The 19,604-nt window shown below is 62.4% G+C and carries 16 protein-coding genes; 8 read left to right on the top strand and 8 right to left on the bottom strand.

Going from position 1 to position 19,604, the window contains the following annotated elements:
* The first annotated feature begins 85 nt into the window (after window positions 1-85).
* Complete coding sequence (locus tag MA07_RS23000; RefSeq protein WP_036357350.1) at window positions 86-2,809, top strand: bifunctional acetate--CoA ligase family protein/GNAT family N-acetyltransferase; 2,724 nt, start codon at window positions 86-88, stop codon at window positions 2,807-2,809.
* Window positions 2,810-2,866: 57 nt separating this feature from the next.
* Here MA07_RS23000 and bfr read toward each other — a convergent pair whose 3' ends face one another.
* From bfr to MA07_RS23040, 8 genes are all read right to left on the bottom strand, one after another.
* A complete protein-coding gene (bfr, locus tag MA07_RS23005; RefSeq protein WP_036357352.1) occupies window positions 2,867-3,352 on the bottom strand; it encodes a bacterioferritin in 486 nt (161 codons plus the stop codon).
* 190 nt (window positions 3,353-3,542) lie between these two features.
* Window positions 3,543-3,800: a (2Fe-2S)-binding protein gene (locus MA07_RS23010; protein WP_036357354.1), complete on the bottom strand. Its 258-nt coding sequence runs from the start codon at window positions 3,798-3,800 to the stop codon at window positions 3,543-3,545.
* A gap of 118 nt (window positions 3,801-3,918) precedes the next feature.
* Entirely contained in the window at window positions 3,919-4,488 is a 570-nt protein-coding gene (locus MA07_RS23015) for a putative glycolipid-binding domain-containing protein (protein ID WP_036357356.1), read from the bottom strand.
* A 523-nt stretch (window positions 4,489-5,011) separates the two neighbouring features.
* Entirely contained in the window at window positions 5,012-5,683 is a 672-nt protein-coding gene (locus tag MA07_RS23020; protein ID WP_036357359.1) for a lactate utilization protein, read from the bottom strand.
* A complete protein-coding gene (locus MA07_RS23025; protein WP_036357361.1) occupies window positions 5,680-7,113 on the bottom strand; it encodes a LutB/LldF family L-lactate oxidation iron-sulfur protein in 1,434 nt (477 codons plus the stop codon). Before MA07_RS23025 ends, MA07_RS23020 begins: the two co-directional genes overlap by 4 nt.
* Window positions 7,110-7,640: a DUF6653 family protein gene (locus tag MA07_RS23030; protein WP_036357364.1), complete on the bottom strand. Its 531-nt coding sequence runs from the start codon at window positions 7,638-7,640 to the stop codon at window positions 7,110-7,112. Before MA07_RS23030 ends, MA07_RS23025 begins: the two co-directional genes overlap by 4 nt.
* The gene (locus MA07_RS23035) at window positions 7,637-8,434 is read right to left on the bottom strand and encodes a (Fe-S)-binding protein (RefSeq protein WP_036357367.1); all 798 of its coding nucleotides are present in this window, start codon (window positions 8,432-8,434) and stop codon (window positions 7,637-7,639) included. The genes MA07_RS23030 and MA07_RS23035 overlap by 4 nt, the downstream gene beginning before the upstream one ends.
* Window positions 8,431-8,820 (bottom strand): cytochrome c family protein, encoded by a 390-nt coding sequence (locus MA07_RS23040; RefSeq protein ID WP_036357370.1) that lies wholly within the window; start codon window positions 8,818-8,820, stop codon window positions 8,431-8,433. The genes MA07_RS23035 and MA07_RS23040 overlap by 4 nt, the downstream gene beginning before the upstream one ends.
* Window positions 8,821-8,956: 136 nt before the next feature.
* Between MA07_RS23040 and MA07_RS23045 the strand changes: the two genes are divergently transcribed.
* The 7 genes from MA07_RS23045 to MA07_RS23075 all read left to right on the top strand — a co-directional run bounded on the left by MA07_RS23045 (window position 8,957) and on the right by MA07_RS23075 (window position 18,610).
* A complete protein-coding gene (locus tag MA07_RS23045; RefSeq protein ID WP_036357372.1) occupies window positions 8,957-10,390 on the top strand; it encodes an FAD-linked oxidase C-terminal domain-containing protein in 1,434 nt (477 codons plus the stop codon).
* Window positions 10,387-11,571 carry an FAD-binding protein gene (locus MA07_RS23050; protein WP_036357375.1) on the top strand — a complete coding sequence of 395 codons (1,185 nt, stop codon included), beginning with the start codon at window positions 10,387-10,389 and terminating at the stop codon, window positions 11,569-11,571. The genes MA07_RS23045 and MA07_RS23050 overlap by 4 nt, the downstream gene beginning before the upstream one ends.
* A gap of 1 nt (window position 11,572) precedes the next feature.
* Complete coding sequence (locus MA07_RS23055; RefSeq protein WP_052003454.1) at window positions 11,573-12,190, top strand: DUF2585 domain-containing protein; 618 nt, start codon at window positions 11,573-11,575, stop codon at window positions 12,188-12,190.
* A gap of 8 nt (window positions 12,191-12,198) precedes the next feature.
* Window positions 12,199-13,554, top strand: coding sequence for a glycolate oxidase subunit GlcF (gene glcF, locus MA07_RS23060; protein ID WP_036357378.1), 1,356 nt, complete (start codon window positions 12,199-12,201; stop codon window positions 13,552-13,554).
* Window positions 13,555-13,717: 163 nt separating this feature from the next.
* Entirely contained in the window at window positions 13,718-14,452 is a 735-nt protein-coding gene (locus MA07_RS23065; protein WP_152568989.1) for a hypothetical protein, read from the top strand.
* Between the two features lie 266 nt (window positions 14,453-14,718).
* Window positions 14,719-17,364, top strand: a complete 2,646-nt coding sequence (locus MA07_RS23070; protein ID WP_036357383.1) for a calcium-binding protein — start codon at window positions 14,719-14,721, stop codon at window positions 17,362-17,364.
* Window positions 17,365-17,968: 604 nt separating this feature from the next.
* Complete coding sequence (locus MA07_RS23075) at window positions 17,969-18,610, top strand: hypothetical protein (protein WP_152568991.1); 642 nt, start codon at window positions 17,969-17,971, stop codon at window positions 18,608-18,610.
* Window positions 18,611-19,604 lie beyond the last annotated feature (994 nt).

The raw sequence follows: 19,604 nt of genomic DNA on the forward strand, positions 1-19,604 counted from the left end.
CCGGAGTGACTTGCGCTTATAGACGGGCGCAATAGGTTCTGGTGGCCTGCTCCGCCCCGGAATGTCCACGAGACGAAGGATCCCGATGTCCACCTATCGCCTCGACAAGATGCTCGCCCCGCGCTCCATCGCGGTTGTCGGCGCGAGCCCCCGACCCGGCTCCCTCGGCCTGACCTTCCTGCGCAATCTCATCGCGGGCGGGTTCGAGGGAGACATCGTGTCCGTCAACCCGCACCATGTGGAGATCGAGGGGAGGGCGTGCTTCCCGTCCCTGGCCGAACTCCCGGAGGTGCCCGACCTCGTCGTCGTCGCGGTGCCGCCCGAGAGGGTGCTCGGGGTGATCGAGGAGGCTGGGCGTGCAGGCGTGAGCGTCGCCATCGTGGCAACGGCCGGCACGGGCTATGGCGAGGGCTCCATGAGCGAACAGGTTCGCCTTGCGGCCCGCGCCCATGGTCTGCGCGTCGTCGGGCCCAACTGCATCGGCGTGCTGGCCCCCCGGGCCAAGATGAACGCGAGCTTTGCGGCTCACAGCGCCAAGCCCGGCGATCTGGCGCTCGTCTCCCAGTCGGGCGCCATCGCGGCGGGCCTCGTCGAATGGGCCGCGCAGAGAAATGTGGGTTTCTCGGCCATCGTGTCGCTCGGCGACAAGGTCGATGTGGACTTCAGCGACTGCCTCGACTTCTTCTCCGCCGACAGCGGCACGCGGGCGATCCTGCTGTACATCGAGTCCATCGACAACGCGAAGAAGTTCATGTCGGCGGCGCGTGCCGCGGCGCGCGTGAAGCCGGTGGTGGTGATCAAGGCCGGGCGCCATGCCCAAGGAGCAAAGGCCGCTGCCACGCATACGGGTGCGCTGGCGGGTTCCGACGCGGTCTATGATGCAGCCTTCCGCCGGGCCGGATTGCTGCGGGTGCTCGATCTCGACCAGCTCTTCGCGGCGGCGGAAACGCTGGGGCGGCAGAAGCCATTTCCTGGCAGTCGATTGGCAGTTCTTACCAATGGCGGTGGTATCGGGGTTCTCGCGGTCGACCGGCTTGTGGATCTCGGCGGAACGCTGGCCACGATCTCGGAGACGACCCGTCAGTCGCTCGATGCCATCCTGCCGCCGACCTGGTCGAAGGCGAACCCTATCGACATCATCGGCGATGCCAAGCCCGAACGTTATGCGGGGGCCCTGGAGGCGCTGCTAACTGACCCTGAGAACGATGCCGTTCTCATCCTCAACGTGCCGACGGCCGTGGCCGGAGCCTCGGAGGTGGCCTCCTCAGTGGTGAACGTCGTGAAGAAGGACCGGGCGAAGGGCTACCGCCAGAAGCCCGTGTTCGCCGCCTGGATCGGCGAGGATCCGGACTCGGCCCGCGTGTTCGAGGAGGCGCGGATTCCGCACTTCGCCACGGAGGCCGATGCGGTGCGCGGGTTCATGCAGCTCGTGCGCTACCGCGAGGCGCAGAACCAGCTGATGGAAACGCCCGACGACCTCCCTGACGATTTCGAGCCGGATACGAACACCGCCCGCGCCATCGTGGACCATGTGGTTTCGCAGAGCCGGCGCTGGCTCGATCCGCTTGAGGTCAACGCGCTGCTCAGAGCCTACGACATTCCCACCGCTCCGGTGGTGCTCGCGACGACGCCGGACGAGGCTGCGGAAGCCGCACGACCGATCCTTGACGAGGGGGGAACGGTTGCCGTCAAAATTCTCTCGCCGGACATCGTGCACAAATCCGACATCGGCGGCGTGAAGCTCGATCTCACCACCGAGGAGGCGGTGAAAAAAGCCGCCGCCGACATCTTCGAGCGTGCGGCGCGCCTGAAGCCGGGGGCGCATGTCAGCGGCGTCACGGTGCAGCCGATGGTGCGCCGGACCAAGGCTCGCGAACTGATCATGGGCATTGCCGACGATCCGTCCTTCGGCCCCGTGGTGCTCTTCGGGCGCGGCGGCACGGCCGTGGAGGTGATCAACGACAAAGCGCTCGCCCTGCCGCCCCTCGACCTGAAGCTCGCCCACGATCTCATCGCACGCACCCGCGTGTCGCGCCGCCTCAAGGCCTATCGCGATGTTCCGGCGGCCGACGAGGGGGCGATTGCCCTGACCCTCGTGAAGCTCGCCCAGATGGCCGCCGACCTGCCGGAAATCCGCGAGCTCGACATCAACCCGCTGCTCGCGGACGAGACCGGGGTGATCGCCGTCGATGCCCGCGTGGCGGTTGCGCCGGAGACCCGCAAGGGCAGCGGGCATCCGCGCTTCGCGGTGCGGCCTTATCCCAAGGAATGGGAGCGCACCATCGGGCTGCGCAGCGGCAGGAACGCCTTCGTGCGGCCCGTGCGCCCGGAGGACGAGGACGAGTTCCGGCGCTTCTTCGAGAAGATCACCCCGGAGGATCTGCGACTGCGCTTCTTCGCACCGGTCCGCGATTTCAGCCACACCTTCCTGGCGCGCCTGACCCAGCTCGACTACGCCCGCGCCATCGCCTTCGTGGCCTTTGACGGGGAGACGGGCGAAATGATGGGAGCGGTCCGCCTCCATGCGGATGCGAACCACGAGACCGGCGAATACGGCATCCTGCTCCGCTCGGACCTAAAGGGGCTGGGACTCGGCTGGGAGCTGATGCGGCTCATGATCGAATGGGCGAAGGTGGAAGGCCTGCGCGAGGTCGAGGGCCAGGTGCTGCGCGAGAACTCCACCATGCTCGACATGTGCCGCAGCCTCGGCTTCGCGATCCGTATCGACCCGGACGACCCGGAACTGCGCCTCGTGACCCTGCCGATCGCGTCGATCGAGGAGCCCGGCAAGCTGGCGAAATCGACCTGACAAGCAAAAGGCCCGCCTGGGGCGGGCCTCATCCTGCATCTAATGGATGCGAGGTCGTCAGTTATCGTCGTCGAGGCCGCCGATGTGCTTCTGGGCGTAGAGCTCGACGCCGATCTGCTCGATGAGGTTGAGTTGGGTCTCGAGGAAGTCGATATGGCCTTCCTCATCCTTCATCAGTTCTTCGAACATGTTCTTCGACACCCGGTCGCCGATGCTGTCGCAATAGGCGGCGGCCTCGCCGTAGAGGTTGCGGGCTTCGTATTCCGCTGCGAGGTCGGATTCGAGGATTTCCTGGATGTTCTGGCCGATGCGCAGGGGGTCGAGCACCTGCAGGTTGGCGAAGCCCTCAAGGAAGATGATGCGCTCGATGAAGCGGTCCGCGTGGTGCATCTCCTCGATGGATTCCTTGCGCCAGGTCTTCGCAAGCTCCTTGTAGCCCCAGTCGTCCAGGAGCCGGTAGTGCAGCCAATACTGGTTGACCGCCGTCAGCTCGCTGCGCAGGCCGCGATTGAGATACTCGATTACCTTGGGATCACCCTTCATCCTAACCCTCTCGTCCATTGGTGCATCGTGCGGAAAAGTGGATCCGGTTATCCGCACGAACGATGCGCCCATCCACTAGAAGCACCGGATGGATCCCAAAAGTGGGGTCCACTTTTGTGTCCGATGCTCAGGCGCCGGATGCGCCGGCCATCTTTAGAGGATTTATGAACTAGGGTGGAAGCCCCTTTGTTCAAAGGGTGGGTTCGGCGGCGGTTTTTTCGAGGGTGGTCGGGCAGCAGCCGCGCTGGCAGGCCGCGATGGGCTCCACGCCCGCAGCCGCGAGGGCCTGGTCCATGATGGCGCGGATCGTCCGGGCGCAGCGCCCGCAATTGGGGCTGCAGCCGAGACAGCGATAGACCTGCGCTGGGGTGCGGGGACATTCGGGTCCCGGCTTCAGGCAGGCTTTGACATCACCGTCGGAGAGGATGTTGCAGGAGCAGACGATCATTTGTTGTTCTAGTTTAGAATGACTAAAAACTACGTGCGATATCAAACACTTAACTGAGAATGGGGTGGGGCGCCAGGGCTATCTCCTGTGCCCAGATGTCACGGCAGCGCTATGGCGCTCAACCCAGACGCTTGAACAGACCGGGATAGTCGAGCACGAAACCGTCCTGGTCCACGGGCAGGTCGACCGTGAAGCCGTCCTCCAGGCTCTCGAAGCGATAAAGCGAGCCTGCCTCAAGGGCGGTATAGCGCTGGCTCGCGGCGAAGACGGTCAGATCCGGCACGGTGATGTAGCACAGGCGGATCTCCATGCTCTCGCCGGTCTCGAGATCAAGGCGCCGGACCGGCAGGGTATTGGTGATCGGGGTCGCCTGAATGTCGATATCGATGCAGCCCTGGAGCGCGGGCTGATCCTTGCCGTTCTCCCGCCAATGCCCGTGGCCGTCGCTTTCCAGATGCAGCACGTGGCCTGAGGTGGTTTTCACGAGTACGTCCCTCATGTGCCACAAGGCATCCAGCTTGAGACGGTAGGAAAGGCCGAACTGGGTCCCGTCCTCCTGGGCGATCACCACGCCGGAGATGTCGAGCCCGCCATCGGCCGGCCGAATGTCCACATGCTCCAGCCCTGCTTCGCAGCCATCCCAGGCCGACCAGCGGAGGGTGCGAAAGATCAGTGTCGGGATGGACATGCGGGGCTCCAGGCTTCGCGGCTGCTCTGCGAGGATTATGGCTCAGCCGCAAAGCTTGTCGACTGCGGCGCTCCTCAGAGGCTGGATGAAAAACGTTCTGCGCGGCTGCCCCACCGGTGCGGAGAGGGGGCAGTGTCATTCCCGGCCGGAGCGTCAGCGGAGGGGAAGGTAATCCACCCCCACGCACAACGCTATGGATCCCCTTCCCGCACTTCGTGCGCCGGGGATGACACCCACCACGTCATGGCCGTCCCCGGACTTGATCCGGGGATCAGTCCCGGCCATCCACGTCTTCAAGCCGTTCGCTTCCTGCCCTCATCCTGCGGAGGATTGCGTGAGCAATCCGTCTCGAAGGAGCGTCCAGAGTGCACTGGAGGCTCCTTCGAGACGCAGGCTGCGTCTGCTCCTCAGGATGGAGAGGGTGGGTGGCAAAGACGTGGATCACCGGCACAAGGCCGGTGATGACGAGAGAGGGTCATGATGCGGCCGTGTGCCATGCAGCAGTGCGGCTTGGGCTTTGACGTTACTCCCGCACCAACACCACATGCAGCCGCCGCGGACCGTGGGCGCCGAGCAGCAGGGTCTGCTCGATGTCGCCGGAGCGGGAGGGGCCGGTGATCCAGTTCACGGTGCGGGGCATCGAGCCCTTGCCATAGGCGAAGCGCACCCGGTTCCAGACGGATTCATAGTCGCTCGCGATGTCCTTGGCCGAGACCACGATGATGTGGTTGTCGGGCAGGAAGTTGAGGGTGGACGGGTTGTCCGCGCCCGACACCATGGCGAGCGTGCCGGACTCGGCGATGCCCCCGAAGGCGTGGCTCACCGCGTTAAGATCGCGGCCTTCGCTCAGCCCGTGGGCGATCTCGAGGGTGGTGTCCTGCCAGGGCATGGTTTTCAGCCGCGGATCGTCGCCCATGCGCAGGGTGGCGGGCAGGTTGTGGTTGCGCAGGAACAGCGCGATGGATTGCGGCACCTCCGCCTGGGAGGCGACTTCCGTCACCGTGGCGAGCGACGTCTCGACCATGGTCTTGAACAGGGCGATCCGCTCCTCGCCGGAGACCTGGCCACGCTGGGGGATCACGCCCCTGGGCGAGCGCTCCAGGCGATCCTCAACCATCTGCCGCCGGATGGTCTCGGTGCCGTTGACGCCGAGCGAGCGGCGGATATTGCCGAAGATGTCGTCGCGGGCGCTCATGGGCGGGCTCCCTTGCGCTCGCGCTTCCAGCGCTGCTGGAACGTCTCTCCATGCGGGGCCGGGAAGTCGCGATACTTGGTCCAGCCCTTCGCCATCGGCAGCCAACTGAAGCGGCCGCGCTGGCGGCCTGCGAGAGCCAGAGCGCCCATCGCCGCGCGGGTGGCGAACCGGTAGAGGGCAGGGCGCTTGGCGAAGAAGCCCCAGAGCTGCAGGCCCGAGCGCACGGTGGCCGGCGTCAGGTGTCGCTCGAACTCCCGCTCGCGCCAGTGGCGCATGAGCTTGGGCAGCGGAATGCGCACCGGGCACACGCTCTCGCAGCGGCCGCAGAAGGTCGAGGCGTTCGGCAGGTGTCCCGCCTTGTCGACGCCGATGAGCGACGGCGTGAGCACCGCGCCCATGGGGCCGGGATAGACCCAGCCATAGGCGTGCCCGCCGACCGCGTGATAGACCGGGCAATGGTTCATGCAGGCGCCGCAGCGGATGCAGCGCAGCATCTCCTCGAAGGCCGTGCCGAGCATGGAGGAGCGGCCGTTGTCGAGGATGACCACGTGGTAGTTCTCCGGCCCGTCCGCATCCGTGCTGCGGCGCGGGCCGGTGGAGAAGGTGGTGTAGACCGAGAGCTCCTGGCCCGTGGCCGAGCGGGCGAGCACGCGCAGCAATTGGCTCACGTCCTCCAGCGTCGGCACGAGCTTCTCGATGGACGCGAGCACGATGTGGGTCTTCGGCAGGATCTGGGTGAGATCGCCGTTGCCCTCGTTGGTGACGATGATCGACGTGCCGGTCTCGGCCACCAGGAAGTTGGCGCCGGTGATGCCCACATCGGCCGCGAGGAAGCGCTCGCGCAGCACGGCGCGGGCCTCGGTCAGCAGCTGCACCGGCTCGGAGAGATCGCGCTTGGCATCGAGATGCGTGTGAACGCGCCGGAAATCCTCTTCCACCTGGGTGGCGTTCAGATGCACGGCGGGCGCGATGATGTGGCTCGGCAGCTCGCCCCGCAGCTGGATGATGTATTCGCCGAGGTCGGTCTCGACAGGGGTGATGCCGTGGGCCTCCAGATGGTGGTTGATCCCGATCTCCTCTGAGATCATGGACTTGCCCTTCGTCACCGTCTTTGCGCCCGTATCCCGGCAGATGTTCAGGATGATGTCGCGGGCCTCCTGGGCGTCGCGGGCGAAGTGGACGTGGCCGCCGGACGCCTTCACCTTCCCCTCGTAGGCCTCGAGGTACAGGTCGAGATGCTCCAGGGTGTGGTTCTTGATGTCGCGGGCCGAGTCCCGCAGCGCCTCGAATTCCGGCAGCTTGTCGGCGGCCATCTGGCGCTTGTCGATGAAGCCCTGCTTCACGTTGCCGAGCGCCTTCTGCAGCTGATCGTCGTTCAGCGCCCGCGCGGCATTCTGCTTGAACTGGGGGGAGGTGGAGTGAACGGTCATCGGACCTCTTTCTGTCCGACCCGCAGCCACTCGGCATAGGGCGGATGCTTATCTTTCATCTCATCGTAGAGCCAGACCATGCGGTCGCAAAACCACATCTTGGCAAACCATGCAATGAGACCACCGGACACAGTCGGCAGCCAATCGTTCAGGAGGGCTCCGACGAGCGCGACGGCAAAGCCCAGGGCGGACGCCATCGTCAGCAGATGGGCCATGCGGGTGTGATGGCCGGGAATGGGGATCGTCTTGCGGTTGAGCCAGACCCGCTCGCCGAAAGTGGCCTTCGCGCTCCAGGTATCGGTGCGGGCGGGTGCGGGAAACAGGCGGGGGTTCAGCCACAGCCACAGGATGACGAGCACGACGGGCAGGAGCGCCCAGAGGCCCAGCCACGCATGGCTCCAGATCGCCGCAAGGAGAAGGGGCAGCGATGCAACCCGCGTCCAGACGCTCCAGGGACTCGCGTGGCGCTCCCAGGTGCGCTCGTCCATCTGGAAGAGCCTGGCGGCGATGTTGCCGTAATCCGTCATGCCCCGCGCGTTTCTTTCGCGGCACCGATCGGCGGCTCGTCCGTCATGCCGGCGAGAACCTCGGCCACGTGACGCACCTGGACCTGTCTGCCGTCACGGCTGAGCTTGCCGGCCATGTTCATGAGGCAGCCGAGATCGCCCGCGAGCACCGTGGGCGCGCGCGACTCCTCGATGTTCTTGGCCTTGGCCTCGACGATGGCGCCGGAGATGTCACTGTATTTCACCGCGAAGGTGCCGCCGAAGCCGCAGCACACGTCGCTGTCCTGCATCTCGACCAGCGTGAGGCCTTGCACGCTGGCGAGGAGCTTGCGCGGCTGAGTCTTCACCTTGAGCTCCCGCAGGCCCGAGCAGGAATCGTGATAGGTTACGGTGCCATCGTAGGAGGCGTCGACCTTCGTCACGCCCAGCACGTCGACCAAAAAGCTCGTGAGCTCATGGGTCTTCCCCGCCAGGGCATCGGCCTTGGCGCGCCAGTTCGGATCCTCCTCGAAGAGTTCCGGATAATGGGCCTTGATCATGCCCGCGCAGGAGCCCGAGGGGGCGACCACGTAATCGTAGCCCTGGAACGCCTCGATCAGCCGCATCGCCAGATCCCGCGTGGTGCCCCGGTCGCCGGAATTGTAGGCCGGCTGGCCGCAGCAGGTCTGGACAGGCGCCTCGACGATGCAGCCGGCATCCTCCAGGAGCTTCACGGCGGCAAAGCCTACGGAGGGGCGCATCAGGTCGACAAGGCAGGTGACGAACAGGCCCACGCGGGGTTTCGCCGGGCGGGATGGGGACGGCGTGGCGCTCATTGGGTGGCCTTCTGGCCCTGTGCGTTGAACTGCTTGAGATAGGCGGTGAGGTCGTTGATGCGCTGCTCGTCCTTCAGCCCCGCATAGACCATCTTGGTGCCGGGGATCTTGGCCCTTGGGTTCTGGATGTATTCCTTGAAGACCGCCTCATCCCAGGTGATGCCGGAATTCTTGTTGGCCGGGGAGTAGTTGTACCCTTCGACTGTCCCGGCCGGGCGCCCAAAGAGCCCGTTCAGCACCGGGCCCACGGCGTTCTTGGCGTTCTCGCCCACCTGATGGCAGGCACGGCATTGGGCAAAGACCTTCTCGCCGGCGGCCGCGTCCTGCGCCTGGGCCTGATTCAGGCCGAGGAGGACGGCGGCGGCGGATAGTACGAAGGAACGCATCAAAAACTCCTTTGCTGGACACCTGTCCCATCTTAGAGAGATTCTACATTATTGGAAAAAGCCCCCAGGGAAAGCCGCCTTATTGTTAAGGTAGCCATGCCCCGGGTGCAGCCGATGATCCTCAAAGGAGGTTTTCATGACCATTGCATTTCCCAAACCGGACCAAGCTGTTCTGGCGCGCCGGCGGGAGATCATCGAGGGGCTGGGGCGCCTTGTCGCGTCGGAGGCCCTGATTATCTCCGAGGATGAGCGTCGGGCCTTCGAGACGGATGGCCTGACCGCCTATCGTCAGATGCCGCTCGCGGTCGTGCTGCCCTCTACCACGGAGGAGGTCTCGGCCATCATGCGCTTCTGCCGCGAGAACGGCGTGAAGGTGGTGCCGCGCGGGGCAGGGACCTCGCTCTGCGGCGGGGCCATCCCGCAGGAAGATGCCATCGTGCTCGGCGTTGCCAAGATGAACCGGGTGCTGGATGTGAGCTTCGAGGGCCGCACCGCGCGTGTACAGGCCGGGATCACCAATCTCGGCATCAGCCAGGCCGTGGCTCATGAGGGATTCTTCTACGCCCCCGATCCGTCGAGCCAGCTCGCCTGCACCATTGCCGGTAACATTGCGATGAATTCCGGCGGCGCCCATTGCCTGAAATACGGCGTGACCACCAACAACCTGCTCGGCGTCACCATGGTGATGCTCGACGGCACGGTGGTGGAGATCGGCGGCGAGCATCTCGACAGCGCCGGCTACGACATCCTGGGCCTCGTCTGCGGCTCGGAAGGGCAGCTCGGCGTGGTCACCGAGGCGGTGGTGCGGATCCTGCGCGCGGCGGAAGGCGCAAGGCCCGCGCTCTTCGGGTTCGAGAAGGCGGAGGATGCGGGCGCCTGCGTGGCGGCGATCATCGGCGCGGGAATCATTCCGGTGGCGCTCGAATACATGGACAAGCCCGCGATCCAGATCTGCGAGGCCTTCGCCCATGCAGGATACCCGCTCGACGTGGAGGCCATGCTGATCGTGGAGGTCGAGGGCTCGGACCAGGAGATCGACGACATGCTGCGCCGCATCGTCGCCATTGCCGAACCGTTCAGGCCCAAGACCATGAAGGTCTCGCAATCGGAAGCCGAGAGCGCGGCGATCTGGAAAGGGCGCAAATCGGCCTTCGGGGCCACGGGCCGCGTGGCAGACTATATCTGCATGGACGGCACGATCCCGACGGGCCAGCTGCCTTATGTCCTGAAGCGCATCGACGAGATCGTGAAGTCCTACGGGCTCGGCGTCGCCAACGTGTTCCACGCGGGCGACGGCAACCTGCACCCGCTGGTCATGTTCAACACCAACGTGCCGGGTGAGATGGAGAAGGCCGAGAAGGCCGGCGAGGACATCCTCAGGCTCTGCGTCGAAGTCGGAGGATGCCTCACCGGCGAGCACGGCGTCGGCATCGAGAAGCGCGATCTGATGACCCATCAGTTCAATCCCGTGGACCTGGAACAGCAGATGCGCGTGCGCGGCGTGTTCGATCCCGGCTGGCTGCTCAACCCGGCCAAAGTCTTTCCGCTCGAAGGAAGGTTCACCGCGTGACCACTCACATCCCCCGCGACGAGCAGGACGCCTCCATCATCATCCGCGACGCTGCCGACAAGGGCACGCTTTTGAACCTGTCCGGCAACGGCACGAAGGCGCCCATGGGGCGTCCGAACCAGACCGACGCCTCGATCTCGTCGGCTGCCATGTCGGGCATCACGCTCTACGAGCCGGCCGAGCTGGTGATCTCCGCGAAAAGCGGCACGCCGGTGCTGGAAGTCATGCGGGTTCTCGCGGCAAAAGGGCAGGAGCTGCCCTTCGAGCCCATGGATTATCGTTCGATCCTCGGCACCAGGGGCGATCCCACCATCGGGGCGGTTGCGGCCATGAACATCTCCGGCCCGCGCCGGATTATGGCGGGAGCCGCGCGCGACAGCCTCATCGGCGTGCGCTTCGTCAACGGGCGCGGCGAGGTGGTGAAGTCGGGCGGGCGCGTGATGAAGAACGTCACGGGGCTCGATCTCGTGAAGCTCATGGCGGGCTCCTGGGGAACACTGGGTTTTCTCACCGAGGTCACCTTCAAGGTGCTCCCCAAACAGGAGCGCATGGCGACGCTGGTCATCCGCGGCCTCGACGACCGGCAGGCCATCGAGGCCCTGTCCACGGCCCTCGGCTCGCCCTTCGACGTGACGGGCGCGGCGCATCTTCCCGACCGGGACCGGCGCGGCGGCAGCACGCTGATCCGGCTCGAAGGATTCCGGGTCTCGGTGGATTACCGCATGAACGAGCTCAAGCGCCTGCTGAAGCGCTTCCGGTTCATGGACATTCTCGAAGGCGTTGGGGCCGAGGCGCTCTGGCAATCGGTGCGCGATGCCAGCGTGCTGACGGATCAGGGTGCGCGGGCGGTCTGGCGCGTGTCCACGGCGCCCACCAGGGGGCCCGATCTCGTGGCTCATGTGGCGCAGTCCATCGACGCGCAATGGTTCTACGACTGGGGCGGCGGCCTCGTGTGGATTTCGACGCCCGCCGACGGCGATGCCGGTGCCTCAATCCTGCGCGAAGCCACCAAATCCTACGGCGGCCACGCGACCCTCGTGCGGGCGCCTACGGAAGTGCGCTCGACACTCGACGTGTTCGAGCCGCAATCCGATGCGCTGATGACCCTCACCCGCGGCATCAAAGCCTCCTTCGATCCGGCCGGGATTCTCAACCCGGGGCGGATGTATGCGGGAATCTGAGATGGCGGGAGGTGCAGCTCTGGTGAACGGCTCGGGAGTGCCGAGGGGAGGGCGGACGGGCCTTGTCGTCGCGCTGGCACTTGGCCTCATCGCGCTCACCGCCGCCATTCTTCTCATGATGGGTCGCACGCCGATCTGCACCTGCGGCACGGTCGAGCTGTGGCATGGGACCGTGAAGGATTCCGGCAACTCGCAGCATCTGACCGATTGGTACACGCCTTCCCATGTGATCCACGGGTTCCTGTTCTATTGCGGAGCCTGGATGATCGGTGTTCTGCGCAGAAAGGCGCTTCCCTTCGGCATCGCGCTTCTGCTCGCCATCGGGCTGGAGGCGGCGTGGGAAATCGCCGAGAATACCGACACGATCATCAACCGCTATCGTGCAACCACCATCGCACTCGATTACTATGGCGACAGCGTCATCAACTCCGTCTCGGACATTATCGCCATGATCGCCGGGTTTACCTTGGCGCGGCTCTGGCCTGTCTGGCTGACGCTCCTCGTCGCGTTGGTCATGGAGGCTTTCGTCGGCTTCTGGATCCGCGACAATCTCATTCTCAACATCATCATGCTGATCCACCCCATTGACGCCATCAATCAATGGCAAGGGTCGCAGTGAGATAAACCATGCAAACCAATTTCACGCCCGATCAGCTGAGAGATCCCGCCATGGCGGCGTCGGAGAAAATTCTCCGGACCTGCGTTCATTGCGGCTTCTGCACCGCCACCTGCCCGACCTATCTGCTCCTCGGGGACGAGCTCGATTCTCCGCGCGGGCGCATCTACCTGATGAAGGACATGCTGGAGAGCGGCAAGCCCGCCTCTCCCGAGGTGGTCAAGCACATCGACCGCTGCCTCTCGTGCCTGTCCTGCATGACCACATGCCCCTCCGGCGTGCATTACATGCACCTGGTCGACCATGCCCGCGCCTATATCGAGGCCACCTATACGCGGCCGTGGCACGACCGGCTCCTGCGCTGGGTGCTCGCCACCGTGCTGCCCTATCCGAACAGATTCCGCTTCGCGCTCGGCGCCGCCATGCTGGCCAAGCCCCTCAAAGGCCTCATCGGCGCGCTGCCGCTGCTGGGCCGCCGCCTGCAGGCCATGATCGAGCTGGCGCCCGTGCACGTCCCGCCCCGCACGCCCTTCGACCAGCCCGGCACCTACACGGCCCATGGGGAGCGCCGCGGGCGCGTCGCCATCCTGTCCGGCTGCGCCCAGCCGGTGCTCAAGCCCGGCTTCAACGAGGCCGCCATCCGCCTCCTCAACCGCCACGGCATCGACGTGGTGCAGCCGAAGGGGGAGGGGTGCTGCGGCGCGCTCGTCCACCACATGGGCCGGGACGAGCAAAGCCACGCCTTCGCCAAGCGCAACATCGACGCCTGGATCGCCGAGATGGACGGGGAGGGGCTGGACGCCATCGTCATCACGGCATCCGGCTGCGGCACCACGATCAAGGATTACGGCTTCATGTTCCGTGAGGACCCGGCCTATGCCGAGAAGGCGGCCCGGGTGTCGGCGCTTGCCAAGGACGTCACCGAATACGTCACGTCCCTGACGCTCATGGAGCCCGTGCGCGAGACGGACCTCGTGGTGGCCTATCACTCGGCCTGCTCCATGCAGCATGGCCAGGCCATCCGCACCGAACCGAAGACCCTGCTGAAGAAGGCAGGATTTACCGTGAAGGATGTGCCGGAAGGGCATATCTGCTGCGGCTCGGCCGGCACCTACAACCTGCTCCAGCCGGAGATCGCCGCCCAGCTCCGGGCCCGGAAGGTGGCCAATATCGAGCGCACCAAGCCCGACCTCATCGCCACCGGCAATATCGGCTGCATGACCCAGATCGGCCAGGGGACCGGGATCCCCATCGTCCATACGGTCGAGCTTCTCGACTGGGCGACCGGCGGCCCGATGCCGGAGACCCTGGAGGAAGCCGGCTTCGGCAAGCGCTCCGATCATCCGTTAACCATCGCGGCAGAGTAAGGCTGCTACACTCTTACGCAACGAAATTTTGTTTCCAAACAGCCCCTGCTTGGGCTAAAAGTTAGGAAAGTGTGAATTTCAGGACGTAAGAGCCGGCATCATGTCTTCGGGATGGACGTCTTTCAGGAACCGTTTTGGCAAAAAGCAGGATGAGGCCGAGGCTGTGTCTCTCCCGCCGCAGCAGGGTGGCGGAGCGGCTGCCGCCCCGGCGCTTCCGGCTTCCGCTGCCCCGGAAAAGGCCGAGCCGATCATCGTCCGGCCTAACGGCATGCTCGACTCCGTCGGCCAGAAGAACGAGCTGATCCGCGTTCGTTTCGCCAACATGATCGACCGGCTGGAGGAGCTTCGGAGCCTCAAGAAGGACTTTGCCCTCCTGAACGAGCCGGTGAACGATCTGATCAGGCACTATCCGCAGCTCCAGTCGCGGCTCATGGAAACCGAGGCGGTGCTCAAGCAGGAAACCGAGACGGCCCAGTCCCTGCGCCGCGAGCTGGGGGATCTCGGCAGCGTCCATGCCCGGACGGTGGACGACCTGAACGCCGCCGTATCCCAGCTGCGCAAGGCGGAATCGAAGATCCGCGAGCAGGACAGCTTCATCGAGGACCTGCGCCTCAACGTGAAGGACAAGGAGGCGATTGTCGCCGACTTGGAGAATCAGCTCGCCATCGAGACCGAGCGGGCCCGCAACATCACGGAAGAGAATCAGGCCCTGCGCCTGGAGGCCCAGGAGGCCGACCAGACGGTGGCCCGCGCCGAGCGGGAGCTCATCGAGACCCGCGAGCGCAATGGCTTGCTCGACCATAATCCATCAATTGTGCGACCACAGGAACCAACACACGATACTTCGATCACTGAAAAACGCTTCGGGTGTTGTGAGCACAATCTATCCGGTGAGTGACAACAGCCATATTGGATCAGTCCGGTCTTCTACTAACAGACATTCTTACTCACCATCTGATTTAGGACGGTTGGCGGCTGATCGAACCTAAAAGACCGCGAGACATTTGTGTTCCAGACCATGTGGTTGCCGAGCAACAGCGGTGATTTCAGCAAGAAAGTGACCGCAAACCTTGTTGATCTCTAGTTGTGATGGTGTTGACGGAAACTACGCTTCCACTAGCTTGGCCGCCGCACAAAAGTGCTTACAAACTTTTTGGGGGCTACATGGCTTTCGACGATACCCTGACCAGCGGCGCGGCTGGCGACACACTGCGCGGCGGCTCTGGCGACACGCTTTATATCGTCGATCACACAGGCGTGTTCACTATCGAAGAGATGCAGTACACTAGCAACGATACTGTTAGGACTTCACTGAACACCTACGATCTTGATCAAGGGCAGGGCTGGAATATTGAAAACCTTGAGTTCTCCGGTTCGGGAAACTTCAATGGTTCCGGCAGCATGAACAACAACAGCATCACTGGTGGCGTCGGCAACGATACGCTGATCGGTGATATGGGCTCTGATACTCTTGTTGGTGGCAAAGGCGATGACCGTCTGATCGGGGGCAGCTACTTCCCTCCGATGCCTCCCAACCCAAATGAGTCCTATAATGACGATGGTACTGTTGACCGCCTCGAAGGCGGCGAGGGCAACGACAGTTACGTCGTCGGTCGCGGCGATGTGGTTGTTGAGGGAGCAGATGCCGGTATCGACACAGTCGAATATCGCGCTACCACCTACGATCCTTACAACCCGGTCACCAGCTATACGCTCACTGACAATGTCGAGAATCTGACCTATTTCGGGATTGGTCCGGGCATCAGACTCGTCGGAAACGATCTGGACAACGTGATCAAGGTCGACACCGGTGCCAGTGGGTCTGTGACCCTCGACGGCGGCGCAGGCGCTGACACCCTCATCGGCGGCAATGGTTCTGACACTTATATCGTGAACAGTGTCGACGATGTCGTGATCGACAATGGCGAGCAGTGGAGTGGCGACGACACAGTTATTACTACTCTTAACGAATACACCCTCGCCGATGACGTTGAGAAACTGACATTCAATGGCACTGGCAATTTCATCGGGCATGGCAACGAGAACGAGAATACGATCACGGGTGGTGACGGCAATGATACGCTGATTGGTGGCGGCGGTTGGGACAAGCTGATCGGCGGAGCAGGTGATGACACCTACGTCGTCGAGAGCAATAGTGAGATTTCAATCACGGAAGACGTGGACGGTGGAACCGATACAGTTGAAATCGCTGGCTCTGGTGGCGATTTCTGGCTGAACGAGAACGTCGAGAACGCTATCGCAAAGGATCAAGGTGTTTTTCGCCTGTTCGGGAACGATCTCGACAACGTCCTGACTACGGGCGACGGTAATGATGAAATCCGTGGCGGTTTCGGTGACGATACTATGTCAGGTGGTATGGGCAACGACATCTACTATGTCTCCAATGTAGGCGATGTGGTCGTTGAAGGTGCCAATGGTGGGGTTGATACTGTGATCTCCGCTTTGGAGAATTACACTCTGGCAGCTACCATCGAAAATCTCATCCTTGCTGGTGGGGATTACTCTGAGGGCGTCGTTGACGGACTAATCAACTCCAATGGCAACGGCAACGATCTAGCCAACGAGATCACTGGTAATAATGGCAACAACGTTATCAACGCTCTTGGTGGCAACGACACCGTTTTCGGTCTCGGGGGAGACGACACGATAAACGGCGGGTCTGGCGACGACAAACTCTATGGTGGCGATTACTATAGTGGCTTCGGGTTTGGCAACGACGTGATAAATGGGGAGGACGGAAACGACTCTGTCTTCGGCGGCTTTGGAGCCGACTCTCTGAGCGGGGGAACTGGCAACGACACACTTACCGGTTTCGATGGCAACGACATGCTCGATGGAGGAGAGGGCAATGACTGGCTCTATGGCGAATCCGGTAACGACGCCGTTACCGGCGGGAATGGGGATGATGGCCTTCTCGGTGGGAACGGCATTGACATTCTGAAAGGTGGCGATGGAAGCGATACCCTTTCAGGAGGCAACGGCAGCGACTCCCTCGACGGTGGAGAGGGCTACGATTACGTAGACTTCAACGGCGCTCGGACTGACTTCACTTTCACCAAGAACGCCGATGGATCGCTTACCATTACCGACACATGGACGTTCGACGGCGACTTGGGGTCGGATACAATCACTGGGGTTGAAGCCCTCCACTTCCGCGATGGCATCCTGACGATTTCCGACCTTCTGAAGATGCCAGAGGGCCAGATCACGTTCCCACAGGGTCCGAAAGGCGATCCCGGTCCGCAGGGGCCACAGGGTCCGCAGGGACCACAAGGTCCACAGGGTCCGACTCCGGCTCCTGCCAAGCAGTCCGATTTCATCGGCAACAGCCGCAGCAACTCGATCTACGGCAACGAGATCGACAATGCGATGCATGGTATGAAAGGTGACGACAAACTGTTCGCCTATGATGGCAATGACACTATGATCGGCGGCAACGGCAACGACGCTCTGTACGGCGGTGACGGAAACGATGCCTTCGTGTTCGATTACAGGCCGAATGCAAATACCAACAAGGACGCTATCAAAGACTTTGAGGTTGGTCAGGATGAAATCTGGCTCGACTCTGCCGATTTCGAGAAGGTCGGCAAAGACGGTGCCCTGAAGGCTGGCGCGTTCTGGACGGACAACACCGGCAAGGCCCATGATAAAGATGATCGGATCATCTACGACAAGAACAGCGGTGTTCTTTATTATGACGCCGATGGATCGGGCAAAGGTGCAGCGGTGGCGTTTGCCACGATCAGTAAGAACCTGAGCTTATCCCATAAGGACTTCCTGATCATCTAACGACAGAAAGCCCCGCTTCGGCGGGGCTTTTTCAATTCAAGGGTTCCAAGACAAAGGCGCGGCTACTGTTGCCGCCTGCCCTTCAGTGACGAGGTGGTAGCAGGCGTTCTTGCTTATGAGCCGTAGGAACACTTGTCGGGACATCGGTCATCACCATCGCGAATCAACGGGCACAGATCGGCTGACCTCCTGCGACCACAGGAAATCGCTTCGTGATTTTCGTCTAACAGAAAAGCCACACCTGCCTTCCTGACCACGATCCGTCAAATAAACGACCGCGCGATTACTTGGCTGCCTGACTTTCGGCTGAACAGAAATTTCCCTTTAAGGACAATATGTTACCTGAAATGTGACCCTTGGCAGGGGGCGTCTCCAAGCCTATGATTTTGGCTTGCCCGCTGGTGGGCATGAGAGATGCAACAATGTGACGCGCATAGCAAAACACCCCTGAAAGCCGCCGTAGGAAGCGGTTCGCAGGGGTGCTCTGATTTTGGGGCCTATCTGAATTAAGCAATCAGAGATTAGCCCCAACATCAGAGCCTGCCAACCCCCTTTCGGGGGGAATAGCGGAGCTTTGCCTGCTCGTCGCCGAAAGGTGACTGAGATGGCCTACACTTCCCGTTGGAGTGGCAATTTCTGGATTCCACGCCCGGCCCGTGAGCGGATGGAAGACCTGATCCAGCGTTACATCCCTACGAAATGGTGCGAGGACGCACGCAAGCTGGTGATGTGCCTTGCTGAGAACCACGCCCTGCGTGATCCCGACGAACCGTTCATGATCTGCCGTGAGGGTCTGGCCAAGAAGCTTGGCATCAAAGATTGGACTATGCGCAAGCTGATCCCGCTCTTGATGCGGGCAGGCTTCGTGGACCGGCTTGAGCACGAGGGTCCAACCCATCGCCCTCTCTACGATGGTAAGGGTAGGCCGGTGATCGGCAGGAACGGCAGGCCCGTGGTGCACAAGGTTGCCTATGTCTACCGGTTTCAGTTCACCTTCAGGCAGATGTTCCAGCGCGCCATCGGCTGGCTCAAGGCTCGGAAATCGAGCCCTCCGAAAAATAGGGTAGGATTATCCTCTACAGTTAAGGATAAGGCTCCAAGTAATAATCTTTCAGGGAATAATCATTCCCTGTCTTTCGGAGGAAATAGACGGAGCCCGTTGACGGAGCCCGATGTTCCCGAAAACGAGAAGGGCATGAGCGAGCGTTTGGCTGAGGCGTTGCGCGGGTTCAGGGGCAGACTCTAACGCGATGTCAGAGGCTGATCACCCTCTCCGCTATTGGATCGACCGGCGTTGGGCGTGCGATCCCAAGCTCGTCGGCCTGCGCGAAGGTGACCCGGTTGGCCTTGGCCAAGCGGCTTACGACACCATAGAGGTGCGCCCCTGAAGTGCAGGGGGCACCGGCTCTGGCTCGCGACGGAAGGGCGCGGGTAAGGGACGGAATGAGCGTGTAGCCGGGGCGGGTCTACTCGATCCGACAGACCTGTCAGACGAAAGAGGGAGCACGGCTCCCTTATTCGCCTCTTGGGTTGTCGCTTCGCAGCGACCGAAGCTTAGTGTCGCCGAGCAAGCAGATTAGTCACTGCAACACCTTGGTCGATTGTGTCGATAACAGCGTCGATCTCCATGCAGATTCCAGCGGGCATCCGGCTTGCCAGCGCACACAGACGGGTCCGCAGAGCGGTCACAGTGCGCATGGGCACGCTCGCAGCGATTCTGCTATCCCTGAACTCAAAATCTCGGAGGTATGTTTTTCCGCGCCCGAGCCACCGGGCAGCAAAGTCACGCTTACTACGTGTTAGACCGATTTCACGCATTCTGATGTAAATTCTTAGCAACATATAGCCCGTCATGGATACCCCTAGATAAATAAGTGTAGGCGCAAAGCATATTCATTGAATTCAGCGGTGCCACAACGAAGGAAGTTACTATGACATATGCTGAAGTTAACACCGAAAATCAATTGATTGCATCGAACTTGATCCTCAGATATTTAGCGGATGATCGGCAAAGCGTTTGGACTATTCATGAGGCGTGCGTATCCGCGCGAACCATGGCGAATCGCACGAACGTCCCACCCGATGCCCTCACCAAGCGATATTTAATCGAACACCCGGATCGGGGCTTTTCATTCTCGGTGCGAGCAGTGTGGCGTTGCGGCACGCTTATGCAGCCTACCGCCACCCACGTTGCATTCGAGCAGTATTGGGATAACAGTGACACTCTCGGCGGTCCGGAT

The organism is Microvirga sp. BSC39 (assembly GCF_000739015.1).
Lineage (GTDB): Bacteria > Pseudomonadota > Alphaproteobacteria > Rhizobiales > Beijerinckiaceae > Microvirga.

Bases quoted from the DNA above. Each gene is read 5' to 3' on its own strand.
- MA07_RS23025 (WP_036357361.1), bottom strand. From the start codon at position 7,113: ATGACCGTTCACTCCACCTCCCCCCAGTTCAAGCAGAATGCCGCGCGG.
- MA07_RS23035 (WP_036357367.1), bottom strand. From the start codon at position 8,434: ATGAGCGCCACGCCGTCCCCATCCCGCCCGGCGAAACCCCGCGTGGGC.
- MA07_RS23030 (WP_036357364.1), bottom strand. From the start codon at position 7,640: ATGACGGATTACGGCAACATCGCCGCCAGGCTCTTCCAGATGGACGAG.
- MA07_RS23015 (WP_036357356.1), bottom strand. From the start codon at position 4,488: ATGTCCATCCCGACACTGATCTTTCGCACCCTCCGCTGGTCGGCCTGG.
- MA07_RS23045 (WP_036357372.1), top strand. From the start codon at position 8,957: ATGACCATTGCATTTCCCAAACCGGACCAAGCTGTTCTGGCGCGCCGG.
- MA07_RS23040 (WP_036357370.1), bottom strand. From the start codon at position 8,820: ATGCGTTCCTTCGTACTATCCGCCGCCGCCGTCCTCCTCGGCCTGAAT.
- bfr (WP_036357352.1), bottom strand. From the start codon at position 3,352: ATGAAGGGTGATCCCAAGGTAATCGAGTATCTCAATCGCGGCCTGCGC.
- MA07_RS23070 (WP_036357383.1), top strand. From the start codon at position 14,719: ATGGCTTTCGACGATACCCTGACCAGCGGCGCGGCTGGCGACACACTG.
- MA07_RS23000 (WP_036357350.1), top strand. From the start codon at position 86: ATGTCCACCTATCGCCTCGACAAGATGCTCGCCCCGCGCTCCATCGCG.
- glcF (WP_036357378.1), top strand. From the start codon at position 12,199: ATGCAAACCAATTTCACGCCCGATCAGCTGAGAGATCCCGCCATGGCG.
- MA07_RS23010 (WP_036357354.1), bottom strand. From the start codon at position 3,800: ATGATCGTCTGCTCCTGCAACATCCTCTCCGACGGTGATGTCAAAGCC.
- MA07_RS23075 (WP_152568991.1), top strand. From the start codon at position 17,969: ATGGCCTACACTTCCCGTTGGAGTGGCAATTTCTGGATTCCACGCCCG.
- MA07_RS23055 (WP_052003454.1), top strand. From the start codon at position 11,573: ATGGCGGGAGGTGCAGCTCTGGTGAACGGCTCGGGAGTGCCGAGGGGA.
- MA07_RS23020 (WP_036357359.1), bottom strand. From the start codon at position 5,683: ATGAGCGCCCGCGACGACATCTTCGGCAATATCCGCCGCTCGCTCGGC.